The sequence below is a fragment of the Prescottella agglutinans genome (assembly GCF_004011865.1).
Classification (GTDB): Bacteria; Actinomycetota; Actinomycetes; order Mycobacteriales; family Mycobacteriaceae; genus Prescottella; species Prescottella agglutinans.
Map to the genome: position 1 here is coordinate 191,953 of NZ_RKLP01000013.1, position 15,514 is coordinate 207,466.

The following is a 15,514-nucleotide window of genomic DNA, read 5'->3' on the forward strand; positions in this document are numbered from 1 at the left end:
GACCATCCATGCCAATGAACGACATTGTGGAGCCCGCGGTTCGTAACCCCGAGCCCGCCCGAGGACCGGATTCCGTGCAGACCGAGACGCCGCAGAAGCAATCCACCGTCAAGGTGGTGCGTGCCGCCATCGTCGGTACCGTCGTCGAGTACTACGACTTCGGCATCTACGGCTACATGGCGACCATCATCGCGTCGCTGTTCTTCGTCTCGGAGAACGACACCGCCGCCCTGCTCGGTACGTTCGCGACGTTCGCGGTCGCGTTCTTCCTCCGAGTGCCCGGCGGCATCTTCTTCGGCCACATCGGCGACAAGTACGGCCGCAAGAACGCCCTGTCCTGGACGATCCTGCTGATGGTCGTCGCGACGGCGGCGATGGGCATGATGCCCACCTACGTCACGCTCGGTGTGTGGGCGACCGCGATCCTGGTCCTGGCCCGCTGCCTCCAGGGCTTCGCCGCCGGTGGCGAGCTGGGTGGCGCCAACGCGTTCGTGTCGGAGTCGGCGCCCGCGAAGTGGCGCGCCTTCCAGACCTCGATGGTCAACTCCGGTACCTACATCGGTTCGCTCGTCGCGTCCCTGACCGCGCTCGCACTCACCTCCGTGTTCACCCACGACCAGATCATGTCGTGGGCGTGGCGAATTCCGTTCCTGCTCAGTGTCGTCATCGGTGTGGTCGGTATCTGGATCCGTAACCACATGGAGGACACCCCTCAGTTCAAGGAGCTCGAGGACAAGGGTGAGACGGCGAAGGTCCCCGTCAAGGAGCTGCTCACCACCTCCGGTTCGTCGCTCGTGAAGATCATCTTCCTCGGTGCGCTCATCACCGGTGGCTACTACATCGCCTCGGTGTACGCCGCGACCTACCTGCAGAAGGCCGGCGGACAGTCGTCCACCGTCGCGTTCCTGTCCACGTCGCTCGCGTTGGTCCTCGGTGTCATCACGCTCCCGATCGCGGGCTACCTGGCCGATCGCTACGGCCGCAAGCCCGTGCTGTTCATCGGCAGCGTCGCCGCCGTGGTCCTGGGCATCCCGATGTTCATGCTCATGGCGGGCGGCAGCGTCTGGCAGGCGATGGTCGGCCAGTCGGTCCTGTTCATCGCGGTGTCGGTGGTCAACGGCGCGTCCTACGTGACGTACGTCGAGATGCTCAAGGCGTCGGTCCGCTACAGCGGTCTGGCCCTGGGCAACAACATCACCAACATGGCCCTCGGTGGTACCGCCCCGTTCATCGCGACGTGGCTGATCGACGTCACCGACAACAACCTCGCGCCGGCGTTCTACTTCGTGTTCTGTGCGCTGCTCACCCTCGGCGCCGTCTTCTTCGTCAAGGAGACCAAGGGCATCGAACTCCGCGTCGACTAGTCCGACCCCGTCGGGCCCTGCCGGTGGCGACACCGGCAGGGCCCCGTTCGTACGAGAGGAGATGCGCACATGTCGCTCATCGACAAGCAGGAGATCACCGAGGTCCTCTACCGCTACGCACGGGCGGTGGACCGCAAGGACTTCGACAGCGTGGCCGACTGCTACTTCCCGGACGCCATCGACAACCACGGCGGCTACATCGGCACCGTGGACGGCCTGATCGCGGACATGAAGTCGCGGCACGCCACGATCGATTCGTCGCTGCACTACATCACCAACGTGCTGATCGACCTCGACGGCGACACGGCGAACGTGGAGTCGTACTGCCTGTGCTATCTGCGGCAGGCCCCGGCGCGGCCGGGGGAGTCGCAGTCGCGCGCCACCGTCAAGTGCCGCTACGTCGACCGCTTCGCACGACGCGACGGCGAGTGGCGCATCGCGGACCGCATCGTCGTGTTCGACGAGTCCGTGACCGACGAGATCGAGGACGGCCTGGTCCCCTCCTGGGTCCGATCCCGCCGGTCCTTCGAGGATCCGGTATTCACCGGGAAGCCCTGACCGGCAACACTTCCGGATTTCGCGAAGACGACAGCGCCGGCACCCCTTCCGTGGGGTGCCGGCGCTGTCCAACTCACACCTATTGCTGCGGGTCGACGGCGTGCACGACTCCCCACCGTGACGGTGGAAGCACGATCAACCGCACCTTGCCGACGATGTTCGACACGGGAACCGCGCCGTGGAGGTCGTCGCTCATGTGGAATCGCGAGTCCTTGGAGTGGGCCCGGTTGTCGCCCATTACCCACACGCTGCCCGCGGGCACCACCACCGGACCGAAGAACACCCCCTGGCACGGGACGGCGTTGCGCGGTGATGTCCGACTGTCGATGTACGGCTCGACCAGTGCCCTGCCGTCGACCTTCACCCCGTCGTCGCCGGGCAGGCACTGCACCGTCTGGCCGGCCACCGCGACAACACGTTTGACGAGATCGTTCTCGTCCGGTGGCACGAGACCCACTGCCGAGCCGACATTCTGGATCGCCCGCAGAACGGGGTTCTCCGATCGCCGTGACCGATAGTCGTCGTTCCACGACGGGGGCCCCTCGAAGACCACGACGTCTCCTGGCTCCGGATCGCCGAAACGGTATGTGATCTTGTCCACCGCGATCCGATCTCCGGTGCACCCCGCGCAGCCGTGCAACGTCGGTTCCATCGATTCCGAGGGAATCAGGTAGACCCGGCCCACGAACATTTGAAGCAGGAAGCTCAGAACCAGCGCGACCGCGACGAGAACCGGAAGTTCGCGCCACATCGAGCGGCGCCGCGGTTTCGGCGTCCCGCGCAGATCATCTTCGACTCGGCCACCCGTTTCGCATTCGGATTCAGGATCGGTCCCCCCGGATTCCACCATCCTTCAAACCTATTCGAGGTGTGGATCTGCGGCGGCAGTTTCGGCGCGATGCGCCGCTGCGCCACCGCCGGACAGTCGCTGCAGCGCCTGCGCTATGGTCGGTGGCGAATCTACTGTCCGGGGGAGGGGCGCTAGTGACGATCTTCTTTCTTGCCTGTCTTGCAATGGGTCTCGTGGGCCTCGTCGGGACCGTCGTCGTCGGCGAGGCCGGGGTCGGCGGACCGGACGGCGGCGATGCGGCGTCGGGGCTGCCGTTCCTGAGTCTGACCACCCTCGCCACGGCACTGTTCGGTGTCGGCCTCGGCGGGAGCGCCGCACTCCTGGCGGGCGGCACGGGCGTGGTCGCGGCGATCGCGGCCGCCGGGTGCGCGGTCGTCCTGGTATTCCTCACCCGCGGCGTCCTTCTTCCCTATCTGCTGCGACAGCAGTCCAATTCCCATCTCGGACGGCGCAGCTACATCGGCCTGACCGGCACCGTCACCATCGCCATCGAACCCGGTCAGTGGGGAGAGATCTCCTTCACCGACGTCGAGGGGAGCCGGGTCCGTGCGCGCGCCGTCTCCGCCGAACCGGCACCGCTGCCCGTGAACACCCCCGTCTACATCGGCGACGTCGACGACGTCGACGTTCACGTGGTCACGATCCCCGACTGACATCGGATTCTTCACTGCCCGAATCGAACTGAGGAACTCTCATGGTCGCAATCGTGGGCGCCGTCGTGGCCGCCCTGGTGGTCTTCATCGGACTGCCGTTCATCTACGTCCGCAACTACGTCAAGGTGCCCCCGAACGAGGTTGCCGTCTTCACCGGCCGGGGCACCCCGAAGGTCGTGCGCGGCGGCGCCCGCTTCAAGATCCCCGGCATCGAGCGCGTCGACATCATGTCGCTCGAGCCGTTCAACGTGAAGATCGATCTGCAGAACGCTCTCTCCAACGACGGTGTCCCGGTGAACGTCGAGGCCGTCGGCCTGGTCCGGATCGGCTCGGCCGACGAGGCCGTCCAGACGGCGGTCCAGCGCTTCCTCACCTCCGACCTCGACGAACTGCGTCGACAGATAAACGACATCCTCGCCGGATCGCTCCGCGGCATCACCGCCACCATGACCGTCGAGGATCTGAACTCGAACCGCGAGACCCTCGCGCGCAGCGTGGTCGAGGAGGCCGGCGGCGACCTGGCCCGCATCGGCATGGAGGTCGACGTCCTCAAGATCGCCGGGATCAGCGACCACAACGGCTACCTCGAGTCGCTCGGCCAGCGCCGGATCGCCGAGGTCAAGCGGGACGCGGCCATCGGTACCGCGAACGCCGACCGCGACGCCCAGATCCAGTCCGCGAAGGCCCGGCAGGAGGGCGCCGTCGCGCAGGCCGAGGCCGACACCGCCATCGCCACCGCCAACCAGGCCCGCGACGTCGAGCTGGCGAAGCTGCGCGCCCGCACCGAGGCGGAGAACGCCGAGGCGGACCAGGCCGGCCCGCTCGCGCGGGCGACCTCGGAGAAGGCGGTCAGGATCGCGCAGGAGCAGGCCGAGGCCGCGCAGGTCGAGGCCCGGATCGAGGTCGATCAGCGACGCGCCGAACAGGCCAAGGCGGCGCTCCAGGCGGACGTCATCGCCCCCGCCGAGGCCGAGCGCCAGGCCGCCATCGCCCGCGCCGAAGGTGAGAAGCGGGCCGCGATCCTCCGCGCCGAGGCCGCCGCCGAGTCCGCGCGACGCTCGGGTGAAGCCGCGGCCGATGCCCGCAAGCTCGCCGCCGACGCTGTGCGCACCGAACAGCAGGCCGAGGCCGACGGCATCAAGGCCCGACTGGCCGCCGAGGCGGAGGGCCGCACGGTCGCGGCCGAGGCGCTGCGCGCCGAGCAGCAGGCCGAGGCGGACGGTCTGCGCGCCCGGCTGGAGGCGGAAGCCGACGGCAAGCGGAAGGTCGCGGAGGCGCTCAATGCGTACACGCCGGCCGCTGCCCAGATGCTGATGCTTCCCGACGTGCTCAAGGCACTCGTCGAGGCGACCGACGCGGCAGCGAAGCCGGTGGGCGAGATCGATCGGATCTCGATCGTCGGCGGCGCGGACGGCATCTCCGGCAGCGTCGGCTCGATCCTGGGCATCAGCCCGTCGACGATCGCGGGAGTGATCGAGACCCTCGAATCCTCCGGCGTCGACATCACCGGCATGCTCAATTCCGTTGGGAAGCAGACGGAGCAGGCTGCGCCGGCGACCACGGCCGCCCGCGCGGAGCCGGCCTTGGCATCGGCCGGGATCCGCAGCAACGGAGCGGGTGACCCGACCCGCGAGTGACCGGTCGCACCGCCAGCGGCCCGCCCCACCGAACCGGAGGGGCGGGCCGCTCGGCTGTGCGTCACTGCAGCGGGGACAGTGCCTTCTCGATGCTCGTGACGAGAGCGACCGGGGCCTCGAACATCGCGTAGTGCCCGGCGTTGGCCAGGACGTCCAGCCGGCACTGCGGCAGCTGCTCCATCCACGTGGCCTTCATCGTCTCGGCGCCGAGCGCCGGGTCGTGCTCGCCGACGATCGTCGTGACCGGGATCGTCGTCTGCGGCAGGTCGGCGACGAAATCGGCTCCGGCCCACGAGCGCAGGTAGGCGCCGAACGCGGGACGGGTCGTGAAGTCCACCGAGAACTGCGTCATCTGTCGCAGCCAGTACGCCGACTGCCGGTTCCCGGTCGTGAAGTCCAGGATCGCGTAGCGGTTGCCGTCCTCGTTCTCGGCGCCCGTGAACAGCGCCTCGCTGTCCGCGTCGAACGGGACACCCGACGCCGGCACCGGGCTGATGCCGATCACCGCGGTGACCCGCTCGGGAGCGTCGGCGAGCACCCGCAGCGCCGCGGCACCACCCATCGAGTGGCCGATCACGGCGAAGCGGTCCCAGCCCAGCTCGTCGGCGAGGGCGAGGGTGTCCGCCGAGATCTCCTCGAGCGTGTACTCGCCGGCCTCGTCCTGACGGGCCCCGTAGCCCCGGTAGTCGATCAGTGCGTACGTGTAGGCCTCGGGGTCGACGAGTTCGGGTAGCATGCCCCAGCCCTCCGACGTGCCGAACCAGCCGTGCAGTGCGATCACCTTGATGGGACCGCGACCGACGATCTTGTGCGCGATGGTCATTCGAGTACTCCTGTCTGTAGCGCCCTCTGTGTGAACCGATGTGGAACGAGCCGGGCCCCGGTCCCACCCGCGACGGGTGGGACCGAGGCCCGGATGTCAGGTCGTGTCGGCCGACCGAACGGTCTCGGTCATGCGACGTCGTCGAGATCCACGCCCTTGGTTTCCCGGCTGAGCGCGAGGGCGATCACCGTGATCGCCATCGTGACCACCAGATAGCCGACAACCATACCGACACCGAAGTTCTCGATGAGCCAGACCGCGATGAACGGGGCCGGCGCACCGGCGATGATCGACGATCCCTGGAACACCAGCGACGAACCCGCGTAGCGGTAGCGGGTGGGGAACAGTTCGGTGATCCACGCCGCCTCCGGGCCGGCGAGCATGCCGTGGAAGAAGGCACCCACGCACACGCCGAGCCACAGCATCGGCAGGCTCTCGAGCTGGACCAGCCAGAAGAACACCGGCGCCCACACCACGAGGATGATCGCGGGCACGAGCATCGCCGTCTTTCGGCCCACACGGTCGGACCACGCGCCGCCGCCGATCATGCCGACGAACTGGAACAGCGACGCGAACGTCACGGCCAGGATGACGTCGCCGCGGTGGAAACCGTGGTACGTCGTGGCGTACGCGATGACGAAGACCGTGTAGACGTAGAACGCGATGTTCTCGCCCAGGCGCATGCCCAGGCCGGTCAGCACCGCGCGCGGGCGGGACAGCGCCTCGAGGATGCTCGAACGCTCCTGTGCCGCCGGAGCCTTCGCGGCCTGCTCCTGCGCCGCCTTGAAGACGGGGGACTCCTCGACACCGCGGCGCACCCAGAAGCCGACGATCAGCAGCGGGATCGCGAACAGGAAGGCCACACGCCAGCCCCACTGGTCGAACGCGTCGTCCGTGAGGAAGAGGCCGAGCACCGAGACGACCACGGTCGCGAGGACGGTGCCCATCGGGGCGCCCGCCTGCGGCCAGGACGCCCAGAAGCCGCGCTTCTTGGGTTCGCCGTACTCGCTGACCAGCAGCACCGCGGCACCGAACTCGCCGCCCAGCGCGAAGCCCTGGATCATGCGCAGCACCACCAGCAGGACCGTCGCCCAGATACCGATCTGGTCGTACGTCGGCAGCAGGCCGATCGCTGCGGTCGCGCTGCCGAGCATGATGAAGGTGGCCACCAGCATCGGCTTGCGGCCGAACTTGTCGCCCAGGTGGCCGAAGACGATGCCGCCCAACGGGCGGGCGACGAAGCCGAGACCCTGCGTCGCGAGCGCGAGCAGCAGCTTCGCGACGCCGTCGTCACCGGGGAAGAACAGCGGACCCAGGACGGTGGCGGCCAGGATGCCGTAGATCGCGAAGTCGTACCACTCGAGGACCGCGCCGGCCATGCTGCCGGTGAGGACGCGCTTGAAGCTGGACTTGGGCGGCTGCTCGCCCGCGGACGAGCCGGGCACGGCGGGCCCGGTGACGGTCGGAGATCCCATGACGGATCCTTTCGGGTGCTGGAGAGATTCTGGAGAGGTGGGTCAGAGCGCGAGGGTGACCTTGGTGCCGCACGCACGCGAGCAGCAGGTCATCATCGACTTGTTCTGGGCCCGTTCGGTTTTGGTGAGCACCATGTCGCGGTGATCCACCTCGCCGTCGAGGACGGGGGCTTCGCACGATCCGCACAGCCCCTCCTCGCAGTCGCTCTGGATGTCGATGTTCGACGCGCGCAGGGCGTCGAGCACCGTCTGGTCGGCGGCGACCTGGATCGTCAGACCGGAGTCACGCAGTTCGACCTCGAACGCGTGCTCGTTGGCCGGGTCGAGCTTGGCCAGGTTCGACGTGAAGTGTTCGACGTGCAGCGCGTCCTCGGGCCAGTGCGCGGTGGCCTCGTCGAGGGCGGTGAGCAGACGCTCCGGGCCGCACGAGTAGATCTGGGTCCCGTCGACGGGCGTGGCGAGCAGGGCCGGGATGTCGAGGCGGTTGCCCGCCGCGCTCGAGTGCACCTCGACCTTGTCGCCGTGGTCGGCCGTCAGCCGGTCGAGCAGCGCCATCGTCGCGACATCGCGCCCGCAGTAATGGATCTCGTAGTCCTTGCCGGACGCCTTCGCGTGGTCGGCCATCGCGATGATCGGCGTGATGCCGATGCCGCCCGCGACGAAGATGTAGCGCTCGGCGTCCGGGTCGAGCTTGAAGTGGTTGCGCGGTCCGCGCATCTTCAGGGTGTCGCCGGCCTGCAGGGTGCGGTGCACGTAGCGCGACCCGCCGCGGCTCTCGGGTTCCTCGAGCACCGCGATCTCGTAGTGCGACAGGTCGTTCGGGTCGCCGCACAGCGAGTACTGGCGGGAGAGGTCACCGAGGTCGACGTCGACGTGCGATCCCGGGGTCCACTTGGGCAGCGGCTTGCCCGTCGGATCGGACAGCGTCACGCGGACGACACCGTCGGCGGCCGCGGTGATGGCGTCGACCGAGACGGTCCGGGAGATGTTGGTCTTGGACGGCTCGCCGATCTTGACCGGCTGCCGGTCGTCGAGGATCGACGGGTCGGCGCGCTCCGGGTTCTTCTCGGGATCCCACTGCACCAGAACGTGATCCGGTCCGCGGAACGACGTGTTGGGCAGGTAGGTGAACTCCTGGTCCGGCACCAGTTCCATGTGCGGCAGGCGCTTGGTGAACTCCTCGAGGAAGATCTGCATCTCCATGCGGGCGAGGTTCTTGCCCATGCACTGGTGGCTGCCGTAGCCGAACGTCAGATGATCGCTCGAGTTCTCGCGGCGGATGTCGAAGTCGTCGGCGTTGTCGAAGTGCCGTTCGTCGTGGTTGGCCGACGACGTGACGATCAGCAGCTTCGAGCCCTTCGGGATGTCGATGCCGCCGATGGTGGTGTCGTCGGTGACCAGGCGGCGCCACGCGGCGACCGAACCGGAGTGGCGCAGGCACTCCTCGACGGCGTTGGGGATCAGGCTCGGGTCGGCGCAGATCTCCTCCCACACGCTGCGGTTCTCGAGCAGCAGGCGGAAGGCGTTCGCGGAGGCGTTGGCCGTGGTCTCGTGTGCCGCAACGATTCCCGCCATCATCATCGAGTGCAGGTACGAGTCGGTGACGACGTCGGGCTGCTCCTGCTGCATGCGGATGCCGAACGGCATCCAGCCGTGCCCGGACGGGTCCTTGCGCATCTTCTCGAGCACCTGGCCGGCGTACTGCCAGAACTTGCCGACCGCCTCCGCGACCGCGACCTGCTCCTCGACCGCGGGGCGACCCCACGTGTTCACGGTGTGCGCGATCGAGTAGCTGCGCAGTTCGTCCATGTCCTCCTCAGGCACGCCGAGGAAGTGCAGGGCGACGGTGAGTGGGACCTCCCACAGCATCTCGTCGACGAGGTCGGCCCGGCCGGTCTCGACGAAGCGGTCGACGTACTCGCGGGTGAGGCGGCGGACCATCGGCTCGTGGTGGACGAGTTCCTGTGGGGTGAACGGGTCCATCAGCACGCGGCGGCGCGGCATGTGCGCGGGCTCGTCCTCGTTCACGAGGGTGCGCGACATCGCGTAGTCGTACTTCGCGAGCGTCGCCGTCGCCTCGTCCGACACCGGGGTGATCTTCTCCAGCGCGATCGACGGCGAGAAGAGGATGTTGTCGCGGAAGACGGCCTTGACGTCCTCGTACCGGGTGACCACCCAGTATCCGAGTTCGGGGCTGAAGAACACCGGCTCCTCGTCGCGCGACCAGCGCAGCGACTCCGCCGGGTTCACCTGGTACGGACCGGTGAAGGGATCGAAGGCGGCGGCATTCGCGGAAACCGGGCAGCCCGCGTTCTGCAGGGCCGTGTGGTCGATCGGGCACACGCTCATGACTTGCATCTCCGTTTGTCTCAAAACTCGCACTGAGCTGCGAAGTTACTAATAACGCACATCGTGTATCGGTGAGCGAACTCCGCACAGAGTAAGTGCGGTCACATTCGAGGTCAAGCGAGCTCCGCATAACGACGCAGGTGGTCTGTTACAGAAGGCGTGGAGTCGGCCGAATGCGCGCGCGGGCATCGGGATTCGCCGAGATTCGCGTGCCGTCGCCCGTGTTTTGCGCACTTGTCGCGCACCGGCGGCCCGATTCGGCGCGATAGGTGCGCGAAACGCGAGAAGCGGCAGCCGCGGGTGATGTGCGGTGCCGTACGCGGCGTCAGGCGGTGGTCAGGCGGTGGTCAGGCGGTGATGACGCGTTCGATGCCGCGGGCGGTGCTCATCACCGCGGCCGCGGCCCGGTCGGTGTCGAGTCCGTCGATGGCGACGACGCCGACACTGCGCTCGCGTCCGGCGTTGGAGCCGAACCCCTCGGGCAGGGCGATGCCCGACGCGATACCGACCGCGCCGTGCTCGAGCTGTCCGCGGGTGAGGCTGTAGCCGTCGGCGCGGGCCTGCCGGACCTCGTCGGAATCGCCCGGCGACTCCGGTCGCGAGGCCAGGATCGCGATGCCGGCCGCGCCGCGGTCCAGGGGATGGCTGCTGCCCACGCGGTAGCCGACCCGCAGCAGCGTGCCCTCCGGTTCGGCCACCATGATGACGACGCAGTTCTGCCCCTGGGCGGCGGAGACGAAGGCCGTCGCGCGGGTCTCGTCGGCGAGTGCGTGGAGCAGTGGCTCGACATCCTTGGAGAACTGCGGTTCGAACCGGGAGGACAGGACCGCCGCGGCGATGCCCAGTCGGACGAGGCCGTCGCCGGTGCGCGCGACCAGCGCGTGCGCCTCGAGTGTCGCGACGATCCGGTAGCAGATGGCCCGGTGGACGTCGAGTTCCTTGGCCAGGTCCGCCACCGAGATTCCGGTCGGGGACTGCGCGACGATGTCGAGCGCGCGCAGACCACGGTCGAGGGTCTGGAGCGTGCTCATGTCGGGTCCTGTCCGGGTGTCGTCCGGCCGCGGGGGCTGACGAGATTCTGTGGTTTCGAATCTCTTTGTACAGACTATTTCGCCCGGGGCGGTAACCCGTTGCGGCACAGCGCCCGACGTGGCCGGTGGGGGCGCCGGTCGCCGCGCACCGCTCATCGAGAAACTAGTTCATAGATATACTAATTAGGTGAGCTATCCAGGACGATCTGCGCCGCGCGCGCCCGGCACCTGCCGCGATAGGGTGGCCGCATGAGCGGGGACGAAGGGCGCAATGCGCAGGTGGCGCAGGACGCGATCGCGCCCGGATCGCTCGACTTCTGGTCCTTCATCGACCTCGCCAACCGCCGGCTCAGCACTGAGTTCGGATCCACGCACCAGCTGGCCACGCAGGTTTTACTGACCCTCAACCGGGCCGCGAACGTGGTCACCTACGACCTGGAGTCGTCCGTGCACCGGCCCCGCGGGCTGTCGTGGTCGGCGTTCCGTCTGCTGTTCGTGACCTGGCTCGCGGGACCGATCGAACCCAAGAGCGCGGCGAAGTTGACCGGCATGAGCCGGGCGGCCGTGTCGAACCTGACGAAGACGCTGGAGGCGGCCGGCCTGCTCGAGCGGACGCCGGACGCGCACGACGGGCGTTCGGTGCAGTTGTCGCTCACCGAGAAGGGGCGCGCCGAGATGGCCGCCACGTACCGCGAGCACAACGAGCGCGAGTACGCGTGGGCGAGCGTCCTCACCGAGGCTGAGCAGCACGTTCTCGTCATGCTGCTCGACAAGCTCATCACCAACCGCAGCCAGTTCGACGTCCGCGGCCGCAACTGACCCTCCTCCTCGCGATTTGCGCACTTATCGGTGCCGCGGGCGCCTCTGCGGGGTCGATAAGTGCGCAAAACGCGGGGGCGGCGAGCGGGCAGGGCGGGTGCGGATTACGAGACCGTTCGTGTGGTTGCGCTCACGCACCGAAACTAGTTAATCTGTTTACTAACCTCGGAGGGGAACCGGCGGCCGCGACGACCGCAGCCGCGCTGCTGTTCCGCCGACGGTGACGACCACAGCCCGAGATCGGGCGCGAGTACACCAGGAGGGCCGGTCATGGCGTTCTACCGACAGCTCGGCAATATCCCGCCGAAGCGTCACACCCAGCACCGGGACGAGGATGGCCAGCTCTACTTCGAGGAGCTGATGGGCGAGGAGGGCTTCTCCTCCGACTCGTCGCTGCTGTACCACCGCCACATCCCGTCGGCCATCGTCGACGCGACCGTGTGGGAACTGCGCGACCAGACCACCACCCCGAACCACCCGCTCAAGCCGCGGCACCTCAAGCTGCACGACCTCTTCCCGGAGGAGTCGTGGGCCGAGACCGACGTGGTCACCGGGCGCCGGCTCATCCTCGGCAACGCCGACGTGCGCATCTCGTACGTGGTGTCCGCCAAGGAGTCGCCGCTGTACCGCAACTCGCTCGGTGACGAGATGGTCTACGTCGAGTCCGGCGAGGCGATCGTCGAGACCGTGTTCGGCGCGCTGCACGCCCGCCAGGGCGACTACGTCCTGATTCCGATGTCGACCACCCACCGCTGGGTACCGCAGGGTTCGGAGCCGTTGCGCGCGTACGCAATCGAGGCGAACAGCCACATCGTTCCGCCCAAGCGCTACCTGTCGAAGTTCGGCCAGTTCCTCGAGCACGCGCCGTTCTGCGAGCGCGACCTGCACGGCCCCGCCGAACCGCTCGTGGCCGAGGGCACCGACGTCGAGGTGCTGGTCAAGCACCGCGCCGGCGGAGAGATCGTCGGCACCCGGATGGTGTACCCGAACCACCCGTTCGACGTTGTCGGCTGGGACGGCTGCCTGTACCCGTACACCTTCAACATTTCCGACTACGAGCCCATCACGGGCCGCGTGCACCAGCCGCCGCCGGCGCACCAGGCGTTCGAGGGCAACAACTTCGTCATCTGCAACTTCGTGCCCCGCAAGGTCGACTACCACCCGCTGTCGATCCCGGTGCCGTACTACCACTCGAACGTGGACTCCGACGAGATCATGTTCTACTGCGGCGGCGACTACGAGGCCCGCAAGGGCTCGGGCATCGGCCAGGGCTCGATCTCGGTCCACCCCGGTGGTCACGCGCACGGCCCACAGCCGGGAGCGTACGAGCGCAGCATCGGCGTCGAGTTCTTCGACGAGCTGGCCGTCATGGTCGACACCTTCCGCCCGCTCGAGCTCGGTGAGGGCGCGCTGGCGTGCGAGGACGAGGCCTACCCGTGGTCCTGGTCCGGGCGGGGGCCGAACAAGTGACCATCTCGCCGCTGCTGACGGGTCTGTGCGACGACGCGGCGCTGTTTCCCCCGGGGAACGCGCCGATGGACGCCGCGGTGCCCGCGCACCTCGCCCACGAGCGCAGTGACCATGCGGCGCTCGTCGGCCCGTTCGTGTTCCCCGCGCCGCGTCTCGGTGAGCTGCCCGCCATCGTCGCGGAGCAGGACGGCGAGCTCGAACTGAGCCTGACCGTGCCGGCCGGCACCGCGGCCGTCCCGGCGGCGCTCGAGCAGCTGCGCTCCATCGACGGCGCGAAGCTCGTCGCGATGGAGATCGGCGTTCCCGAGGGGCAGACGGTGGAGGAGCTGTTCGCCGCCCTCGGTGAGATCGCCTCGGCCGCACCGGGTGTCGACATCTTCGTCGAGGTCCCGCGCGACGACCGGCGTCCCGAGATCCTCGCCCGACTGGCCGGAACGGCGTACGCGGCGAAGTTCCGTACCGGTGGCATCGTCGCCGCCGCGTACCCGGACGAGGCCGAACTGGCCGCCGCGATCCACACTGTGGTCGGCGCGGGTGTGCGGTTCAAGGCGACCGCCGGCCTGCACCATGCGGTGCGGAACACGGACCCGGACACGGGATTCGAACAGCACGGCTTCCTCAACGTCATGCTTGCCGCCCACCGGGCAGCGAGCGGCGCGAGCGTCGACGAGATCGTCACGACGCTGGCGGATCGTGACGGGAAGCATCTGGCAGCCGAACTGGACGGGCTGTCGGCCGAGGCGGTGGACGCGCTGCGCGCGAACTTCCTGTCCTTCGGCACCTGCAGCATCACCGACCCGCTGACCGAACTGGTCGGCCTCGGACTGGTGCCCTCAGCATCCACCGAACTCTCCGCGCCTACGGGTTCGGTGGATTTCAACTCGATCGACGAAGGACCCCGCGCATGACCGTCATCTCGATTCCTGCCGATTCCCTGTTCGGTATCGACAACCTGCCCTACGGCGTGTTCTCGACGTCCGACGCGGGCCCGCGGGTCGGCGTGCGCGTCGGCGACAGCGTCGTCGATCTCGCGAAGGTGCTCGGCGACGACATCTTCGCCCAGCCGACGCTCAACGCGTTCATGGCCGAGGGCCGTGACCGTTGGATCGAGGTTCGCGCGCAGATCACCGAACTGGTCTCCGGCGAGATCGCCGACGACGCGGTGTTCTCCGTCGACGACGTCACGATGCACCTGCCGATCGCGGTCGCGGACTACGTCGACTTCTACGCGTCGGAGAACCACGCCACCAACCTCGGCCGGCTGTTCCGTCCGGATTCGGCTGCGCTGATGCCGAACTGGAAGCACCTGCCGGTCGGCTACCACGGTCGCTCGAGCACCGTGGTGGTGTCGGGCACCGACATCGTCCGGCCGTGCGGACAGCGCAAGGCGCCGGCCGACGCGGCCCCCACGTTCGGTCCGTCGACCCGTCTCGACATCGAGGCCGAGATGGGCTTCATCGTCGGCGTGGGTTCGCCGATGGGTTCCTCGATCACCCCGGACCAGTTCGCCGAGCACTGCTTCGGCGCCGTGATCCTCAACGACTGGTCGGCCCGCGACATCCAGGCGTGGGAGTACGTCCCGCTGGGCCCGAACCTCGGCAAGAGCTTCGCGACGTCCATCTCCGCGTGGGTCGTTCCGCTGCTGGCGCTCGAGGCGGCCCGCGTCGACACCCCGGTGCAGGATCCGACCCCGCTGCCGTACCTGCAGGGCGAGGAGAAGTGGGGCCTGGACATCGATCTCGCGGTCGAGTGGAACGGCGACATCGTCTCCCGTCCGCCCTACGCGCAGATGTACTGGTCGCCGGCGCAGATGCTGGCGCACACCACCGTCAACGGTGCGGCGGCCAGCACGGGTGACCTGTTCGGTTCCGGCACCATCTCGGGTCCGGAGAAGGCTCAACGAGGTGCCTTCATCGAACTGACCTGGGGTGGAGCCGAACCCGTCGAGGTCGCCGGCGAGCAGCGCACGTTCATCCAGGACGGCGACGAGGTCTCGATCTCCGCGACCGCGCCCGGCGCGAACGGCGGACGCATCGGCTTCGGCGAGGTCCGCGGCCGCATCCTGCCCGCCACCGGTGATGTCCGATGAGCAAGGTCTTCGCGACCGCGGCGGACGCCGTCGCGGACATCGCCGACGGGTCGTCGCTGGCGGTCGGTGGTTTCGGGTTGTGCGGGATCCCGACCGAGTTGATCGGTGCGTTGGCGGCGCGGGGTGTGTCGGGTCTCGAGGTGTTCTCGAACAACTGTGGTGTCGACGAGTGGGGTCTGGGGATCTTGTTGTCGGCCGGGCAGATCCGTCGGGTGACGGCGTCGTATGTGGGTGAGAACAAGGAGTTCGCGCGGCAGTACCTGTCGGGTGAGCTCGAGGTGGAGCTGACCCCGCAGGGCACGTTGGCGGAGCGGATGCGGGCGGGTGGTGCGGGTATCCCGGCGTTCTACACGCCGGCCGGTGTCGGCACCCCGGTGTCGGAGGGTGGTCTGCCGT

Annotated in this window: 14 protein-coding genes; 9 read left to right on the top strand and 5 right to left on the bottom strand. The window is 68.3% G+C overall.

What is annotated here, in order from left to right:
* Positions 1-14: 14 nt before the first annotated feature.
* Positions 15-1,364, top strand: a complete 1,350-nt coding sequence (locus EGT67_RS22860) for an MFS transporter (protein ID WP_241566196.1) — start codon at positions 15-17, stop codon at positions 1,362-1,364.
* Positions 1,365-1,433: 69 nt separating this feature from the next.
* Positions 1,434-1,922 carry a nuclear transport factor 2 family protein gene (locus EGT67_RS22865; protein ID WP_127918377.1) on the top strand — a complete coding sequence of 163 codons (489 nt, stop codon included), beginning with the start codon at positions 1,434-1,436 and terminating at the stop codon, positions 1,920-1,922.
* A 79-nt stretch (positions 1,923-2,001) separates the two neighbouring features.
* On the opposite strand, the gene lepB is transcribed toward EGT67_RS22865, so the two are convergent.
* Positions 2,002-2,772 carry a signal peptidase I gene (gene lepB, locus EGT67_RS22870; protein WP_127918378.1) on the bottom strand — a complete coding sequence of 257 codons (771 nt, stop codon included), beginning with the start codon at positions 2,770-2,772 and terminating at the stop codon, positions 2,002-2,004.
* A gap of 164 nt (positions 2,773-2,936) precedes the next feature.
* On the opposite strand from lepB, the gene EGT67_RS22875 reads away from it, so the two are divergent.
* Together EGT67_RS22875 and EGT67_RS22880 are read left to right on the top strand one after the other, a co-directional pair.
* On the top strand, positions 2,937-3,425 hold the full coding sequence (locus tag EGT67_RS22875; RefSeq protein ID WP_127918379.1) for an NfeD family protein: 489 nt from the start codon (positions 2,937-2,939) through the stop codon (positions 3,423-3,425).
* A gap of 41 nt (positions 3,426-3,466) precedes the next feature.
* Positions 3,467-5,062: a flotillin family protein gene (locus tag EGT67_RS22880; RefSeq protein ID WP_127918380.1), complete on the top strand. Its 1,596-nt coding sequence runs from the start codon at positions 3,467-3,469 to the stop codon at positions 5,060-5,062.
* Between the two features lie 61 nt (positions 5,063-5,123).
* On the opposite strand, the gene EGT67_RS22885 is transcribed toward EGT67_RS22880, so the two are convergent.
* The 4 genes from EGT67_RS22885 to EGT67_RS22900 form a co-directional block, all read right to left on the bottom strand.
* Positions 5,124-5,885 (bottom strand): alpha/beta fold hydrolase, encoded by a 762-nt coding sequence (locus EGT67_RS22885; RefSeq protein ID WP_127918381.1) that lies wholly within the window; start codon positions 5,883-5,885, stop codon positions 5,124-5,126.
* 128 nt (positions 5,886-6,013) lie between these two features.
* Positions 6,014-7,360 carry an MFS transporter gene (locus EGT67_RS22890; protein ID WP_127918382.1) on the bottom strand — a complete coding sequence of 449 codons (1,347 nt, stop codon included), beginning with the start codon at positions 7,358-7,360 and terminating at the stop codon, positions 6,014-6,016.
* A 42-nt stretch (positions 7,361-7,402) separates the two neighbouring features.
* Complete coding sequence (locus tag EGT67_RS22895; protein WP_127918383.1) at positions 7,403-9,709, bottom strand: cytochrome P450/oxidoreductase; 2,307 nt, start codon at positions 9,707-9,709, stop codon at positions 7,403-7,405.
* 347 nt (positions 9,710-10,056) lie between these two features.
* Positions 10,057-10,740 (bottom strand): IclR family transcriptional regulator, encoded by a 684-nt coding sequence (locus EGT67_RS22900; RefSeq protein ID WP_127918384.1) that lies wholly within the window; start codon positions 10,738-10,740, stop codon positions 10,057-10,059.
* 249 nt (positions 10,741-10,989) lie between these two features.
* Here EGT67_RS22900 and EGT67_RS22905 point away from each other — a divergent pair, with 249 nt between their 5' ends.
* The 5 genes from EGT67_RS22905 to EGT67_RS22925 all read left to right on the top strand — a co-directional run.
* Positions 10,990-11,559: a MarR family winged helix-turn-helix transcriptional regulator gene (locus EGT67_RS22905; RefSeq protein WP_127918385.1), complete on the top strand. Its 570-nt coding sequence runs from the start codon at positions 10,990-10,992 to the stop codon at positions 11,557-11,559.
* A gap of 270 nt (positions 11,560-11,829) precedes the next feature.
* Positions 11,830-13,029, top strand: coding sequence for a homogentisate 1,2-dioxygenase (locus tag EGT67_RS22910; RefSeq protein WP_127918386.1), 1,200 nt, complete (start codon positions 11,830-11,832; stop codon positions 13,027-13,029).
* A complete protein-coding gene (locus EGT67_RS22915; protein ID WP_127918387.1) occupies positions 13,026-13,937 on the top strand; it encodes a hypothetical protein in 912 nt (303 codons plus the stop codon). Before EGT67_RS22910 ends, EGT67_RS22915 begins: the two co-directional genes overlap by 4 nt.
* The gene (gene fahA / locus EGT67_RS22920; protein WP_127918388.1) at positions 13,934-15,118 is read left to right on the top strand and encodes a fumarylacetoacetase; all 1,185 of its coding nucleotides are present in this window, start codon (positions 13,934-13,936) and stop codon (positions 15,116-15,118) included. Before EGT67_RS22915 ends, fahA begins: the two co-directional genes overlap by 4 nt.
* The coding region (locus tag EGT67_RS22925; RefSeq protein ID WP_164877642.1) for a CoA transferase subunit A at positions 15,115-15,514 on the top strand (400 nt) is incomplete at its 3' end. The genes fahA and EGT67_RS22925, both read left to right, overlap by 4 nt.

Bases quoted from the DNA above. Each gene is read 5' to 3' on its own strand.
- EGT67_RS22860 (WP_241566196.1), top strand. From the start codon at position 15: ATGAACGACATTGTGGAGCCCGCGGTTCGTAACCCCGAGCCCGCCCGA.
- EGT67_RS22865 (WP_127918377.1), top strand. From the start codon at position 1,434: ATGTCGCTCATCGACAAGCAGGAGATCACCGAGGTCCTCTACCGCTAC.
- lepB (WP_127918378.1), bottom strand. From the start codon at position 2,772: ATGGTGGAATCCGGGGGGACCGATCCTGAATCCGAATGCGAAACGGGT.
- EGT67_RS22875 (WP_127918379.1), top strand. From the start codon at position 2,937: ATGGGTCTCGTGGGCCTCGTCGGGACCGTCGTCGTCGGCGAGGCCGGG.
- EGT67_RS22880 (WP_127918380.1), top strand. From the start codon at position 3,467: ATGGTCGCAATCGTGGGCGCCGTCGTGGCCGCCCTGGTGGTCTTCATC.
- EGT67_RS22885 (WP_127918381.1), bottom strand. From the start codon at position 5,885: ATGACCATCGCGCACAAGATCGTCGGTCGCGGTCCCATCAAGGTGATC.
- EGT67_RS22890 (WP_127918382.1), bottom strand. From the start codon at position 7,360: ATGGGATCTCCGACCGTCACCGGGCCCGCCGTGCCCGGCTCGTCCGCG.
- EGT67_RS22895 (WP_127918383.1), bottom strand. From the start codon at position 9,709: ATGAGCGTGTGCCCGATCGACCACACGGCCCTGCAGAACGCGGGCTGC.
- EGT67_RS22900 (WP_127918384.1), bottom strand. From the start codon at position 10,740: ATGAGCACGCTCCAGACCCTCGACCGTGGTCTGCGCGCGCTCGACATC.
- EGT67_RS22905 (WP_127918385.1), top strand. From the start codon at position 10,990: ATGAGCGGGGACGAAGGGCGCAATGCGCAGGTGGCGCAGGACGCGATC.
- EGT67_RS22910 (WP_127918386.1), top strand. From the start codon at position 11,830: ATGGCGTTCTACCGACAGCTCGGCAATATCCCGCCGAAGCGTCACACC.
- fahA (WP_127918388.1), top strand. From the start codon at position 13,934: ATGACCGTCATCTCGATTCCTGCCGATTCCCTGTTCGGTATCGACAAC.